Source organism: Streptomyces sp. NPDC045021 (assembly GCF_056432645.1).
In genome coordinates, this window is the sequence record NZ_JBWKIQ010000002.1 from 16,862 (window position 1) to 30,677 (window position 13,816).

The 13,816-nt window shown below is 70.6% G+C and carries 12 protein-coding genes; 3 read left to right on the forward strand and 9 right to left on the reverse strand.

Annotation, left to right across the window (positions count from 1 at the left end; all coding sequences use genetic code 11):
- Positions 1-87: 87 nt before the first annotated feature.
- The 6 genes from topA to AC07DC_RS07115 all read right to left on the reverse strand — a co-directional run bounded on the left by topA (position 88) and on the right by AC07DC_RS07115 (position 7,140).
- Positions 88-2,907 carry a type I DNA topoisomerase gene (gene topA, locus AC07DC_RS07090; protein WP_478912693.1) on the reverse strand — a complete coding sequence of 940 codons (2,820 nt, stop codon included), beginning with the start codon at positions 2,905-2,907 and terminating at the stop codon, positions 88-90.
- Positions 2,908-3,078: 171 nt separating this feature from the next.
- Positions 3,079-3,273 carry a hypothetical protein gene (locus AC07DC_RS07095; protein ID WP_478912695.1) on the reverse strand — a complete coding sequence of 65 codons (195 nt, stop codon included), beginning with the start codon at positions 3,271-3,273 and terminating at the stop codon, positions 3,079-3,081.
- Between the two features lie 117 nt (positions 3,274-3,390).
- Entirely contained in the window at positions 3,391-4,188 is a 798-nt protein-coding gene (locus AC07DC_RS07100; RefSeq protein WP_478912697.1) for an ABC transporter permease, read from the reverse strand.
- A 10-nt stretch (positions 4,189-4,198) separates the two neighbouring features.
- The gene (locus AC07DC_RS07105; RefSeq protein WP_478912699.1) at positions 4,199-4,981 is read right to left on the reverse strand and encodes an ABC transporter permease; all 783 of its coding nucleotides are present in this window, start codon (positions 4,979-4,981) and stop codon (positions 4,199-4,201) included.
- Entirely contained in the window at positions 4,981-6,012 is a 1,032-nt protein-coding gene (locus AC07DC_RS07110) for an ABC transporter ATP-binding protein (protein WP_478912701.1), read from the reverse strand. Before AC07DC_RS07110 ends, AC07DC_RS07105 begins: the two co-directional genes overlap by 1 nt.
- A 129-nt stretch (positions 6,013-6,141) precedes the next feature.
- On the reverse strand, positions 6,142-7,140 hold the full coding sequence (locus tag AC07DC_RS07115; RefSeq protein ID WP_478912703.1) for an ArsR/SmtB family transcription factor: 999 nt from the start codon (positions 7,138-7,140) through the stop codon (positions 6,142-6,144).
- A gap of 118 nt (positions 7,141-7,258) precedes the next feature.
- On the opposite strand from AC07DC_RS07115, the gene AC07DC_RS07120 reads away from it, so the two are divergent.
- The 3 genes from AC07DC_RS07120 (at position 7,259) to AC07DC_RS07130 (ending at position 8,531) form a co-directional block, all read left to right on the forward strand.
- On the forward strand, positions 7,259-7,711 hold the full coding sequence (locus tag AC07DC_RS07120; protein ID WP_478912705.1) for a TM2 domain-containing protein: 453 nt from the start codon (positions 7,259-7,261) through the stop codon (positions 7,709-7,711).
- Entirely contained in the window at positions 7,704-8,114 is a 411-nt protein-coding gene (locus AC07DC_RS07125; RefSeq protein ID WP_478912707.1) for a DUF2752 domain-containing protein, read from the forward strand. The genes AC07DC_RS07120 and AC07DC_RS07125 overlap by 8 nt, the downstream gene beginning before the upstream one ends.
- Before the next feature lie 153 nt (positions 8,115-8,267).
- Positions 8,268-8,531 (forward strand): TM2 domain-containing protein, encoded by a 264-nt coding sequence (locus AC07DC_RS07130; RefSeq protein ID WP_138357097.1) that lies wholly within the window; start codon positions 8,268-8,270, stop codon positions 8,529-8,531.
- Positions 8,532-8,633: 102 nt separating this feature from the next.
- On the opposite strand, the gene AC07DC_RS07135 is transcribed toward AC07DC_RS07130, so the two are convergent.
- From AC07DC_RS07135 to AC07DC_RS07145, 3 genes are all read right to left on the reverse strand, one after another.
- A complete protein-coding gene (locus AC07DC_RS07135) occupies positions 8,634-10,163 on the reverse strand; it encodes a DUF7059 domain-containing protein (protein WP_478912709.1) in 1,530 nt (509 codons plus the stop codon).
- Between the two features lie 119 nt (positions 10,164-10,282).
- The gene (locus AC07DC_RS07140) at positions 10,283-10,858 is read right to left on the reverse strand and encodes a small secreted protein (RefSeq protein ID WP_478912711.1); all 576 of its coding nucleotides are present in this window, start codon (positions 10,856-10,858) and stop codon (positions 10,283-10,285) included.
- Positions 10,859-11,053: 195 nt separating this feature from the next.
- Positions 11,054-13,450 carry a sodium-translocating pyrophosphatase gene (locus AC07DC_RS07145; RefSeq protein WP_478912713.1) on the reverse strand — a complete coding sequence of 799 codons (2,397 nt, stop codon included), beginning with the start codon at positions 13,448-13,450 and terminating at the stop codon, positions 11,054-11,056.
- Positions 13,451-13,816: the final 366 nt, after the last annotated feature.

Here is a 13,816-nt window from a genome sequence, read left to right on the forward strand (position 1 = left end):
CGGACAGCCTATCCGGAGCACGGAAAACCATGACCCCCCGCCCGAACAAATGGGCGGAGGGTCATGGATGCGCGACAGTACGGCGGGTTATTCGGTGGTCTGCGCCGCCGTGGTCTTCTTCGCGGCGACCTTCTTGGTCGTGGTCTTCTTCGCCACGGTCTTCTTGGCGGCCGTGGTGGTCTTCTTCGCCGCGGCCTTCTTGGCGGGAGCCTTCTTCGCCGTGGCCTTCTTCTTCGCCGGGCCCTTGGCACGCTTCTCGGCGAGCAGCTCGTAGCCGCGCTCCGGCGTGATGGTCTCGACGTCGTCGTCGGTCCGCAGGGTCGCGTTCGTCTCGCCGTCGGTGACGTACGCGCCGAAGCGGCCGTCCTTGACGACGACCGGCCGCTCGCTGACCGGGTCGGTGCCCAGTTCCTTCAGCGGAGGCTTGGCTGCGGCGCGGCCGCGCTGCTTGGGCTGCGCGTAGATCGCCAGCGCCTCGTCGAGGGTGATGTCGAAGAGCTGGTCCTCGGTCTCCAGGGAGCGCGAGTCGGTGCCCTTCTTCAGATACGGGCCGTAGCGGCCGTTCTGCGCGGTGATCTCGACGCCCTCGGCGTCGGTGCCGACGACGCGCGGGAGCGACATCAGCTTGAGCGCGTCGGCGAGCGTCACGGTGTCGAGCTGCATGGACTTGAAGAGCGACGCGGTACGCGGCTTGATCGCGTTCTTGCCGGTCTTCGGGGTGTCCTCGGGCAGGACCTCGGTGACGTACGGGCCGTAGCGGCCGTCACGGGCGATGATCGGGCGGCCGGTCTCGGGGTCGTCGCCCAGCTCGAAGTCGCCGCTCGGCTTGGCGAACAGCTCTTCTGCGTACGCGACGGACAGCTCGTCCGGCGGCAGCTCCTCGTGGACGTCGGCGCGCTGGTGGTTCTCCTCGCCCTTCTCGCCTCGCTCGATGTACGGGCCGTAGCGGCCGACCCGCAGCACGATGCCCTCACCGATGGGGAAGGAGGAGATCTCTCGGGCGTCGATGGCGCCGAGGTCCTCGACGAGCTCCTTGAGGCCGCCGAGGTGGTCGCCGTCACCGTTGCCGGCGTCGGCGGCGGAGGCCTTGGCCGCGGAGTCGTCGCCGCCGAAGTAGAAGTGCCGCAGCCACGGCACGGCCTGGGCCTCACCGCGGGCGATGCGGTCGAGGTCCTCCTCCATGGAGGCGGTGAAGTCGTAGTCGACGAGCCGGCCGAAGTGCTTCTCCAGCAGGTTGACCACGGCGAAGGAGAGGAAGGACGGCACGAGGGCCGTGCCCTTCTTGAAGACGTAGCCGCGGTCGAGGATCGTGCCGATGATCGACGCGTACGTCGACGGGCGGCCGATCTCGCGCTCTTCGAGCTCCTTGATCAGCGAGGCTTCGGTGTAGCGGGCCGGCGGCTTGGTGGCGTGGCCGTCGACGGTGAGCTCTTCGGCGGTCAGGCCGTCGCCCTCGCTGACCTGCGGCAGGCGCCGCTCGCGGTCGTCGAGCTCGGCGTTCGGGTCGTCGGCGCCCTCGACGTAGGCCTTCATGAAGCCGTGGAACGTGATGATCTTGCCGGAGGCGGAGAACTCCGCCGCGCGGCCGTCGCTCGACGTGCCACCGATCTTCACGGTGACGGAGTTGCCGACCGCGTCCTTCATCTGGGACGCGACGGTACGCATCCAGATCAGCTCGTAGAGCCGGAACTGGTCGCCGGTCAGGCCGGTCTCCGCGGGGGTGCGGAAGCGGTCGCCGGAGGGGCGGATCGCCTCGTGCGCCTCCTGCGCGTTCTTCACCTTGCCGGTGTAGACGCGCGGCTTCTCCGGGAGGTACTCGGCTCCGTAGAGCTGGGTGACCTGCGCGCGGGCGGCCTTGATCGCGGTCTCCGACAGGGTCGTGGAGTCCGTACGCATATAGGTGATGAAGCCGTTCTCGTACAGCTTCTGCGCTACCTGCATCGTCGCCTTCGCGCCGAAGCCCAGCTTGCGCGAGGCCTCCTGCTGCAGGGTCGTGGTGCGGAAGGGAGCGTACGGCGAACGGCGGTAGGGCTTGGACTCGACGCTGCGGACGGCGAAGGCGCTGTCGGCGAGCGAGGCGGCCAGCGCGCGGGCGTTGGCCTCGTCCAGGTGGAGGACGGTCGCGTTGTCCTTGAGCTGCCCGGTCGACGCGTCGAAGTCGCGGCCCTGGGCGATCCGGCGTCCGTCGACGCTGGTCAGGCGGGCGGAGACGGTCGACGGGTCGGAGGCGTCACCCGTACGGCCGGTGGCGAAGGTGCCGCTCAGGTCCCAGTACTCGGCGGTGCGGAACGCGATGCGCTCACGTTCCCGCTCGACGACGAGCCGGGTGGCGACGGACTGCACTCGGCCGGCCGACAGGCGCGGCATGACCTTCTTCCACAGGACCGGCGAGACCTCGTAGCCGTAGAGGCGGTCGAGGATGCGGCGGGTCTCCTGGGCGTCGACGAGCGGCTGGTTCAGCTCGCGCGGGTTGGCGACCGCGGCCTGGATGGCTTCCTTGGTGATCTCGTGGAAGACCATCCGGCGGACCGGAACCTTGGGCTTGAGGACTTCCTGCAGGTGCCAGGCGATGGCCTCGCCCTCGCGGTCCTCATCGGTGGCGAGGAAGAGTTCGTCGGAGTCCTTGAGCAGGTCCTTGAGCTTCTTGACCTGCGCCTTCTTGTCGGCGTTGACGACGTAGATCGGCTCGAAGTCACTGTCTACGTTGACGCCGAGGCGAGCCCACGGCTGGCCCTTGAACTCCGCCGGCACTTCGGCGGCCCCGTTGGGGAGGTCGCGGATGTGCCCGACGCTGGCCTCGACCACGTAGCCCGGGCCGAGGTAGCTCTTGATCGTCTTCGCCTTGGCAGGCGACTCGACGATGACGAGTCGGCGGCCGCTCTTTGCGGTCTCGCGGGTCGGGGACAACTTCGCTCTTCTCTCCGGTCGAAGGGGGTTCGCTGCGGAGTGTGACCGTACATCCCGGTCCCATGTCAAACGCGAAAAGTCCGCAACGCCACTCGAACGGTAACCCGACAACCGTCATTCCTGCCGCACGGACCGGCGGCTCTGTCCGTTTCCAGGCGGCGTGACGTGCGCTTATACCTGTGTGAGACACCAGAGGCCGGCCAGCAGGGACACCGCTCCGAAAAGAATGGTCAAGATCGCCCCGGCCGAGCCGCCGCCCTGGGTCACCGGCGCGCGGCCCGCCGTGCGCGCCCCCGCCCAGACCAGAAGCGCCGCCCCGAACAGCGCGAAGACCATTCCGGCGAACAGTGCGGGTGTGCTCTCCATGCCCGTCCCCCTTCTCCCTCGACTTCTCCCCGGCCTTTTTGCGGCTCGCGCCGGAGACTCGCACCTCCGTACGGCGTCCGGGCGAACCCCGGGTGAATGGCGGCCTACATCCGAGGGCTACATCACATCCAGCGTGGCTCGTTTGCGACTGCCGCGCTCGAAGAGGCGCAGCAGGACGACGGCCAGCACCGCGTACCCGGCGGCCACCCCCAGCTCCGCTCCGACCCCGGGCAGCGCGGCCCGCCACGTCCCACCGGCGGCCAGCGCGCGGGCGGCCCCGGTCGCATGGGTCAGCGGCAGCAGGTCGCCGGCCGTCCGCATCCAGCCGGGCAGCGTCTCGCGCGGCACGTTCGCGCCGGTCAGCAGCAGCAGGACGGCGCTCGCGACGTTCGACACGAGGAAGACGTCCCGGAACCGCAGCCCCAGCGCGCCCAGAGTGATCCCGAACGCCGAGCACGACAGGGCGGCCGCGATGATCGCGGCGGCCAGCCCCGGCAGCGCGGCGGCCGGGATCCGCAGCCCCAGCAGCAGGGCGCCGGCGGCGAGGGTGACGACGGTGACGAACAGGCCGTTGACGACGTAGGGCAGCGCGCGGCCGGTCCACAGGGCGGTCCGGCTGCGCGGGCTGAGCAGCACCGCGCCGAGCGTGCCGTAGCGGCGTTCGTTCGCGACGGCCATGGTGCCGCCGTAGACGCAGGCGGTGGACGAGGCGAGCACCGCGTTGCCGAGGATGTAGAAACGGTCGTCGGCGACGCCGAGCTGGCGGCCCAGGAAGGTGAAGAAGACCAGTTGGAGCAGTGGCCCGGCGAGCAGGGTGCCGGTGAACATCGCGGGCGAGGTCCAGTTGAACAGCGCCCGGTAGGAGATGGTGCCGCCGACCACGACGAGGCGTGCGGTGCGGGTGAGATGACGCATGGTCGGCTCCTTACGTGGGGGCGAGGGTGGCCGCCGCGCGGGCGCGGCGTTCGACGCGGGTCAGGGTGAGCAGGGCCAGCAGCAGCCAGAGCGCGCCGACGCCGACGCCGATGAGCATCGGCCGGACGACCTCGCCCCCGGCGGTGGCGGCATGCACGGCGCGTGCGCCCCAGGTGGTGGGCAGCGCCCAGGACAGCGGGCGGGTCCAGGAAGGCAGGACGGTGATCGGCACGAGCATCCCCGAGAGCATCCAGACGGGGTGGTCGAGCGGGTTCGCCAGCGCGTTGGCGTTGCGCAGCAGCACGAACGTCGAGGCCAGCAGCATTCCCATCATCCCGAGCGACAGCACGCACACCGGGACCGCGACGAGGAAGAGGAGCGGGTGCGCGAAGGTCAGCGGCACCCCGTAGAGCACGGTGCCCCACAGCAGCGTCGCGCCCATCGCGTACGTGCCGACGACCGCGGTCGCCAGGGTGATCGGCAGGAGGATCAGGCCGAGGGGTGCGGGTGCGGCCACCAGGGTCTCCAGCGTGCCCAGCCAGCGCTGGTTCTGCACCGCTCCTCCCGAGCCGAACAGCACCGACGACCAGATCCCCATCAGGCCCGCGCCGACGGACGCTTCGAGGAGCCGCTCGGGGTGGTCGGCGGCCCGGAAGAGATAGACGGCCAGCGTCGCGTAGACGATCGGGACGATGACGGCGAAAGTGATCTCCAGCGGGGAACGCGACATGTAGGAGACATGGGTGCGGACGCCGACGGCGATGAGGCGCAGGGCTCTGCGCGTCGCACGCATTACGCGGCCACCTCGGGGAGCGGCGTTTCAGCGGCCGTCTCCGGGAGCGGCGCGTCATGAGCGGCGGCTCCCTCGACGATCGCCACGTAGGCGTCCTCCAGGGTGGGTTCGCGGCTGGTGATCCGGCCGAGCCGGACCCCGTCGAGGGCCCCGAGCACAGGTCCGTGCACATCGGCGTCGCGCTCCGCCTGGACGGTCAGCACCTGGACATGGCCGCGGTCGTCGACGGCGACACCGCGTACGCCCGGCAGCGCCCGGATTCCCGCCAGGTGCGTCTCGGCCGCCCCGTACGCCTCGATCTCGGTGATCGCGCGCTCCTGGACGCGCGCCTTCAGCCGCTCCGGGGTGTCGAGCGCGCGGATCTCGCCGCCCGCGATGATGGCGATGCGGTCGCACAACTCGTCGGCCTCGGCCATGTAATGGGTGGTGAGCAGCACGGTCGTGCCGCCGGCCCGCAGGTCCGCGACGGTGCGGCGCAGTTCGCGGGCGGCGACCGGGTCGACGCCGATCGACGGCTCGTCGAGGAAGAGCACCGCGGGCCGGTGCAGCAGCCCGCGGGCGATGTGCAGGCGCTGGCGCATACCGCGCGAGTACCCCTCGACGCGTTCGCTCTCCCTGCCGGTCAGCCCGGTGAGGTCGAGGAGTTCGGCGATCCGGCGCTTCTGCTCACGCGGCTCGACGCCGTACAGCTCGGCGAAGTAGCGGAGGTTGTCGCGCGCGGACAGGCGCTCGTACAGCCCCCGGTCGCCGCCGAAGACGTAGCCGATGCGGCGGCGTACGGCGACGGGGTCGGTGGCGACGTCATGGCCGAGGACGCGGGCCGCGCCACCGGTGGGCAGCAGCAGCGTGTTGAGCATCTTGATGGTGGTGGTCTTGCCCGCGCCGTTGGGGCCGAGCAGCCCGAACAGCTCGCCGCGCCGCACCTGGAAGGTGACACCGCGGACGGCCTCGGTCTCGGTGGTGCGCGGGCGCAGCCATCCGGTGCGGGAACGGTAGGTGCGCCGCAGTTCGTGCGCGTCGATTGCCAGCATGCGGGCGACGCTACGAAGCGGGAGCGGTCATCGGCGATTGATTCGGTGGCCCCCGAATCGTCAGAGGACGGCGCGCCGAAGCGTCAGGGGACAGTGTGCCGAATCGTCAGGAGACGGTGTGTCGAAGCGTCAGGAGACCGCTTTGAGCACGTTCTCCCCGCTGAGCAGCGCGAGCAGCGCCCGGCCGGTCTCCGTGAGCTGGTAGTAGACACTGCGGCCGACCCGGTGGCGGCTGACGACATCGGCCTCGGCGAGCAAGGACAGATGCTCCGAGACGGTCGAGGGCGCCAGCCCCAGCCGGTCGGCGAGGCCGGCTGTGGTGAGCGGCGCGGCCAGTTCCCGCAGCACGGTGGCGCGCCCGCGCCCGAGCAGCGCGCCGAGCCGGTCGTCCGTGCGCTCCTCGGGCTCCTCGCGCAGCGCGCCGGCGCCGCGGGCCTGGAAGGAGACGGCCATGACGCCGGGGTCGTCGGTGGAGTACAGCCGGCAGCCCTCGGCGAAGACCAGCGGCACCAGCAGCAGGCTGCGCTCCCCCGCCCGGTACTCGGCCTCGATGTGCTTCGTCAGTTCCAGGACGGGCGGGTTCCACCGGGCGCGGGCCTCCAGGCCGGCGAAGAGCGCGTCGACGCCTTCGGTGGCGAACGTCCGGGCCCGGATGAGGACCTCGTCCTCGACCAGCCGGCGCATGACCGGCCAGTGCGGTTCGAGGGCGCCGTACCAGTAGGCGGCGTAGGCGTCGGCGAGCTCGCCGCACGCGCGCCGCGGGTCGTCGAGGTACGGGCGGTACAGCTCGGGCAGTCCGTCGGGGAAGTGCTCGGCGATCTGCAGCTGGACCGCTTCGCGCGTGGTGGCCCGCAGCACGTCCAGTTCGGCCTCGATCGAGGTGGTGCCGAGCGGCCGCGGGAGCATGAAGTCGGGGAAGCCGAGCGGGCCGCTGATGAAGGCCCGGAGCGGTTCCGTCCGGTCGTCGGACGCCAGTACGTGCCGGGCCCGGCCGACCCATTTCTGGTACGGCCAGGACGGCTGCCGGCCCGGCATCGCCAGGTGGAGGCTGCAGAACGCGTCCCACAGCGGACTCATGGCGATACGCGTACGGCCGAGGGACGCCTCGTCGAGTTCTATGCGGATCACCCCCGCATTCTGCCCCGGGCGGGACGTGCACTCGGGCGAGCTGGAAAGATGTGCGGCGTCGACCCGAACCCGATCTGTCCGACCGACCGATATTTCTCAGCAGGGGGAGCCACCCGCCATGTCCGACCAGAACCCGTACGGCCAGCCGCAGGACCCGCAGCAGCAGCCGGGCGCGGCATACGGCTACCCGCAGTACGGCCAGCCGCAGCAGCCCCCGCAGAACCCGTACGGCCAGCCGGCCGGCGGCCAGCCCGGTTACGGCTACCCGCAGCAGCCGGGCATGCAGCCCGGCTACCAGCAGCCCGGCGCGTACACCGGCGACCCGGCCGCGCCCTACGGTTACGACCCCTACGGCCGCCCGTACTCCGACAAGTCGAAGGTGACGGCGGGGCTTCTCTCGCTGTTCCTGGGCGGCTTCGGCGTGGGCCGGTTCTACACCGGCCACATCGGTATGGCGCTCGGCCAGCTCTTCACGCTCGGCGGCTGCGGTATCTGGTCGCTGATCGACGGCATCATCCTGCTGACCGGCAACAACAACACCGACTCGCAGGGTCGCGTCCTGCGTGGCTGAAACCCGTCTGCGGCCGACCGCCGGCCGGGTGCGACGTCTCGTCTCGCACCCGGCCTCGGTCCCGCTCGCGCTCCTCGCGGGCGCCGGGTACCTGTGGACCACCAACCCGCACGAGCCGGGGCACCTGTTGCCGCGGTGCCCGTTCAACTGGGCGACGGGGCTGCTCTGCCCCGCGTGCGGTGCGACGCGCCTGGTCTATGACCTGATGCACGGTGATATATCCGGTGCGTTCCACGACAACGCAGCCCTGTTCGTCCTCGCGCCCATCGGCCTGTTCCTCTACGGCCGCTGGCTGGCGGAGGGTCTGCGCGGCCGGAGCTACCGGCCGGTCGTTCCGGGCCGGTTTCAGGCGGTTCTGATCGCCGGAGCCTTGGTCTGGGGTGTACTGCGCAACATCAACTAGCACTCAACCGGCACTTCTGATCACGTTTTCATGAAGTCCGGTCAGAAAATGTGACTCCCGATAGGCGTTGCTGCCAGGATCAGGCCACGCATCGGGGGCGGGGCACCTACGCACGTCCCATTGGTGTTTCGTCCCCAACGCAAGGAGCCATCCATGGCCACGCCCACGCCCGACGCGCCGTTCGGTTACGACCCGCAGGGTCGTCCGCTGTCGGACAAGTCCAAGATCACCGCTGGTCTGCTGCAGCTCTTCCTCGGCACCCTCGGCATCGGGCGCTTCTACACCGGCCACACCGGCATGGCCCTCGGCCAGCTGTTCACCCTCGGCGGCTGCGGCATCTGGTCGTTCATCGACGCCATCATCTTCTTCACCAGCAAGGACCGCACCGACTCCAACGGTCGCGTGCTGCAGGGCTAGAGCCCGTCGGACAGGCCCTGATCACCCGCGCCTGTCGAACCACGGCCCGCTCCCCGCTTCTCCGCGCGGGGGGCGGGCCGTGGTCGCGTCCGGAACCGCCGGTCAGTTCCCGACCGGGTCCAGGAAGCCCTGCTCGACGAGGAGCCGGATCGATTCCGGCGTACGGTCGCGCAGCATCACCGGGTCCTCCTTCAGCAGTTGCGCGATGGCGTCGAGGATCCGGCCGGCCGGCAGCGTCCCGTCGCACACCCCCGCGAAGCCCGCGCCGACCGTGTCGACCTTGGTGGCGCGCCGCATCCCGCGGTTGGCGCGCAGCACCACATGCTCCGGGTCCTCGGCGCCCGGCAGGCCCACCTGCTCCTGCACCACCTCGTCGGCGAGCCGGAAGCGCGCCTCCAGCAGCGCGGCGTCGTCGTGCGTGCGCAGGAAGTCCTGGCGGACGAACCAGTCCTTGATGTGCGCGCCGAGCGGCTGTTCCACCGGGTGCGGCCATTCCTCGGCGGTGATCGCCGGCCGGTCGGAGCCCGACTTGCGGAGCGTGATCCAGCCGAAGCCGATGCCCTTGACCTTGCGCTGCTCGAACTCGTCCAGCCAGGCGTCGTACCGGGCCGCGTACCGCGCGGGGTCGTCGCGGTGGTCGCCGCCGTCGCGCAGCCACAGCTCGGCGTACTGGGTGATGTCCTGCACCTCGCGCTGCACGATCCAGGCGTCGCAGCCGCGCGGCACCCAGCCGGTCAGCCGCTCCCGCCAGTCCTCGCCGTCGGTGTGCTGCCAGTTGGCGAGGAGCTGGGAGTAACCGCCGTCGTTGAGGTGCGCGGCGGACTGCTGGACGAGGGTGCGGCACAGGTCGTCGCCCCGCATACCGCCGTCGCGGTACGTGAAGCGGCCCGCCGGGGAGATGACGAACGGCGGGTTGGACACGATCAGGTCGAAGCGGTCCTCACCGACCGGCTCGAAGAGGCTGCCCTGCAGCAGTTCGGGTTCCGGCGCGCCGGAGAGCGCGAGGGTGAGGCGCGCGAAGTGCAGGGCGCGCGCGTTCACATCGGTCGCGGTGACGCGGGTGGCGTGCCGGGAGGCGTGCAGCGCCTGGACGCCGGAACCGGTGCCGAGGTCGAGCGCGGAGGCCGCCGGGTCGCGGACGGTGAGGCCCGCCAGCGTCGTGGAGGCCCCTCCGACGCCCAGCACCAGATCGGCCCGGTCCACGCCGGGCGCCGTGCCGATGCCGCCGGCTCCGCCGACCGCGCAGCCGAGGTCGGAGACGATCCACCAGTCCTCGCCGCCGTCCCCCGCGTACGGGCGGACGTCCACGGTGGCGCGCAGTTCGTCGCCGTCCCGGACCAGCCAGCCGTCGGCGAGGCACACGTCGACGGGCAGGGCGGCGCGCAGCCGCTCGTACGCCACGGGCCGCTGCAGCAGGAAGAGCCGCACCAGCGACTCCAGCGGGCTGCCGCCGCGCGTGGCGCGCAGCGCGGGCACGGTCTCGGCCCGGGACAGGGCCGCGTAGGCGGTGGCGCCGAGCAGATCGAGGCAGCCGTCGGCCGTGAAGGCGGCGGCCCGCAGGGCGTCACGCAGCCGTTCCGCGTGATCCGGGGCGGGGAGGGGCGGGGCGCTGGAGAGGGGCGGGGTACTCACGCTCCCATTGTCGCGGAACGAGCGCGGCCCGGCGCCCCTCGGAAGGGTGCCGGGCCGTGTCGGCGCATCGGATCAGGTCGGGGACGCGCCGACCGCGTGCGGTCGGCGCTGTGGCCCGGTCAGGTCGCCGACGGCGTGGCTCCCGACTTGCAGCCGGTCTGGTTGGCCATCGCCTTGCCGACGTCGCCCGCTCGCAGGGTGTTGAGAGCCGCCTCCGCGGTCTTGTTGGCAGCGTCCGCCTGCGCCGAGGCGGCGGAGAGGCCGTCGCCGAACTTCCCCTGGTCCGTCGTGTCGAGCCCGTCGACCTTCGTCTTCACCGCCGCGTAGGCGGCCGACGCCTTGGTGAGGTCGGCGACCGCGTCCTTCTGCTGGACCGCGCCGTTGTCGAGGGGCGGTGCCCCGGCCTTGCTCACGACGTCCGCGAGGGACTTGTACGCCTCGGAGATCTGCTGGAAGGCCGCGGAGTCCGCCGCCTTCACATCCGCCGGCTTGCCGTTCTTGTCGACCTTCGTGATGGCCGTGTTCGCGTCGTTGATCTTCTTGGTTTGTGCCGAGGCCTGGTCACAGACGGTCTTCGCCCAGGCGTCCAGCTTGTCGTTCGAGTCGTCGCTGCTGCATCCCGACAACGCCAGGAGCAGAGCAGCACCGGACAGCGCGCTTACGAGCTTCTTCTTCACCGGATGTGTCCCTTCCATGGCTCCACGGCCCCGGAACTTACACGCCAAATGGGTGTCGACCACGAGTCCGAAGGAAGATTCATCCCCTATTCAAGCCATTTGCACCAAGGAATCGGGGGCGCCGATACACTCCGCGCACGGCGGCGGGCGGCACCCAAAAGGTGCCGCCCGCCGCCGTTCTGACGTGCCGTCGATCGCGTTACGGAACGCCGGTCAGGAGACCGACGCCGGGTCCGCCGAGCGCTCCGGCGTATGCGCGTTGTTGTCGTCCCCCATGGCGATTCCGCGTCGCTTGGAGTTGTAGACCGCACCGACGATGACGGCGATCGAGACCACCGCGACCGTGATGCGGACTCCGAGGTTCGCGTCGTTGCCGTAGGAGAACTTCACCACCGCCGGGGCGATCAGCAGCGCCACCAGGTTCATGACCTTGAGCAGCGGGTTGATCGCCGGGCCCGCGGTGTCCTTGAACGGGTCGCCGACCGTGTCGCCGATGACGGTCGCGGCGTGGGCCTCGCTGCCCTTGCCGCCGTAGTTTCCGTCCTCGACGAGCTTCTTGGCGTTGTCCCAGGCGCCACCGGAGTTGGCGAGGAACACCGCCATCAGGGTGCCGGTGCCGATCGCGCCGGCCAGGTACGACGCGAGCGAGCCGACGCCGAGGGAGAAGCCGACCGCGATGGGGGCGAGTACGGCGAGCAGGCCGGGGGTGGTCAGCTCGCGCAGCGCGTCCTTGGTGCAGATGTCGACGACTTTCCCGTACTCCGGCAGCTCCGTGCCGTCCATGATCCCGGGATGCTCGCGGAACTGCCGCCGCACCTCGTAGACCACCGAGCCCGCCGACCGCGAGACGGCGTTGATGGCGAGCCCGGAGAAGAGGAACACGACGGCCGCACCGAGCAGCAGCCCGAACAGGTTGTTCGGCTGCGAGATGTCGAGGCTGAGCCATCTCATGTCCGCCGCCGAGATGTTGGCGCCCGCGACCGCGGTGTCGATCGACTCCTTGAACGCACCGAAGAGCGCGGTCGCGGCGAGGACCGCCGTGGCGATGGCGATGCCCTTGGTGATCGCCTTGGTGGTGTTGCCGACCGCGTCCAGGTCGGTGAGCACCTGGGCACCCTCACCGTGCACGTCTCCAGACATCTCCGCGATGCCCTGGGCGTTGTCGGAGACCGGGCCGAAGGTGTCCATGGCCACGATCACGCCGACGGTGGTGAGCAGGCCGGTGCCGGCCAGTGCGACGGCGAACAGCGCGAGCCACACCGAGGTGCCGCCGAGCAGGAACGCCCCGTAGACCGACAGCCCGATCAGCACCGCCGAGTAGACCGCCGACTCCAGGCCGATGGCGATTCCGGCGAGGACCACGGTGGCCGCGCCGGTCAGCGAGGACTTGCCGATGTCCTGGACGGGACGGCGGCTGGTCTCGGTGAAGTAGCCGGTGAGCTGCTGGATGAGGGCGGCGAGCACGATGCCGATGGCGACGGCGACGAGCGCGAGGACGCGCGGGTCGCCCGAGTGGCCGGAGATGTCGGCCGGGACGCCCTTCAGCTCCGCGTAGGTGGCCGGGAGGTAGAGGTAGACCGCCACCGCGACGAGCACCATCGAGATGACGGCGGAGATGAAGAAGCCGCGGTTGATGGCGGTCATCCCGCTGCGGTCGGAGCGGCGCGGCGCGACGGCGAAGATGCCGATCATCGCCGTGAGCACCCCGATCGCGGGGATGAGCAGCGGGAAAGCCAGCCCGGCGTCGCCGAACGTCACTTTGCCCAGGATGAGTGCGGCCACCAGGGTGACGGCGTAGGACTCGAAGAGGTCGGCGGCCATACCGGCGCAGTCACCGACGTTGTCGCCCACGTTGTCCGCGATGGTCGCGGCATTGCGCGGATCGTCCTCCGGGATGCCCTTCTCGACCTTGCCGACCAGGTCGGCACCCACGTCGGCGGCCTTGGTGAAGATGCCGCCGCCGACACGCATGAACATCGCGAGCAGGGCCGCGCCGAATCCGAAGCCCTCCAGCACCTTGGGCGCGTCGGCCTTGTAGACGAGCACGACGACCGAGGCGCCCAGCAGGCCGAGGCCCACCGTGAACATGCCCACCACACCACCGGTGCGGAAAGCGATCTTCATCGCGCGGTGCGAGACATCCGTCAGATCCGCTTTCGGTTCGCCGGGCGCGGGCGTCGCCGCCCGTGCGGCGGCCGCTACGCGCACGTTGGCGCGCACCGCCAGCCACATGCCGACATAACCGGTGACCGCCGAGAAGACGGCGCCCACGAGGAAGAACACCGACCGGCCGATACGCTGCGAAGTGTTGTCCGAGGGCAACAGCATGAGGAGGAAGAACGCCGCTACGGCGAAGATCCCCAGCGTGCGGAACTGCCGGGCGAGATAGGCGTTCGCGCCTTCCTGCACGGCAGCGGCGATGCGCTTCATGCTGTCGGTGCCCTCGTCCGCCGAGAGCACTTGACGTACCAGCACTCCGGCGAGCGCCAGTGCCGCCAGTGCGACAACCACGATGATCAGTACGAGATTCCGATTTCCGTCGGTCAGTACCGGCCCGGCGGCCAGTGCCTGAGCGATGTCCTGCGCGTGAGGGGTAAGTGGCCCCGCCATTCGTCCTCCTTGACGTTTGGCGCATGGGCGCGCGGCTCCTACGACTCCCACAGCCGCGACGCTCAGCGAGCTGAGCAAAGATGGACGGATTGTAGGGAGCGGGACTAGATCAAAACAGTGCGCGGGATCAGAATTCGCCTGTGTCGGGGAAGCCGGAATTCCCCACGGGCACGTAAACCACCGAATGCGGTGAAGAATCGGGCGCGGGGAAGGCGTCGCGGACGCACCGCGGAGGCCGGGCGGCGCCTGCGTGGAGGCGGGGCACGGGCAGCGTCAGGGCAGCCGGGAGCCGGCGCGCGGGCGGCGTCATGGAGACGGCGCCGGGCAGCGCTACGGGGGGCGCCGCGGAGCCCCCGATTCACCCTT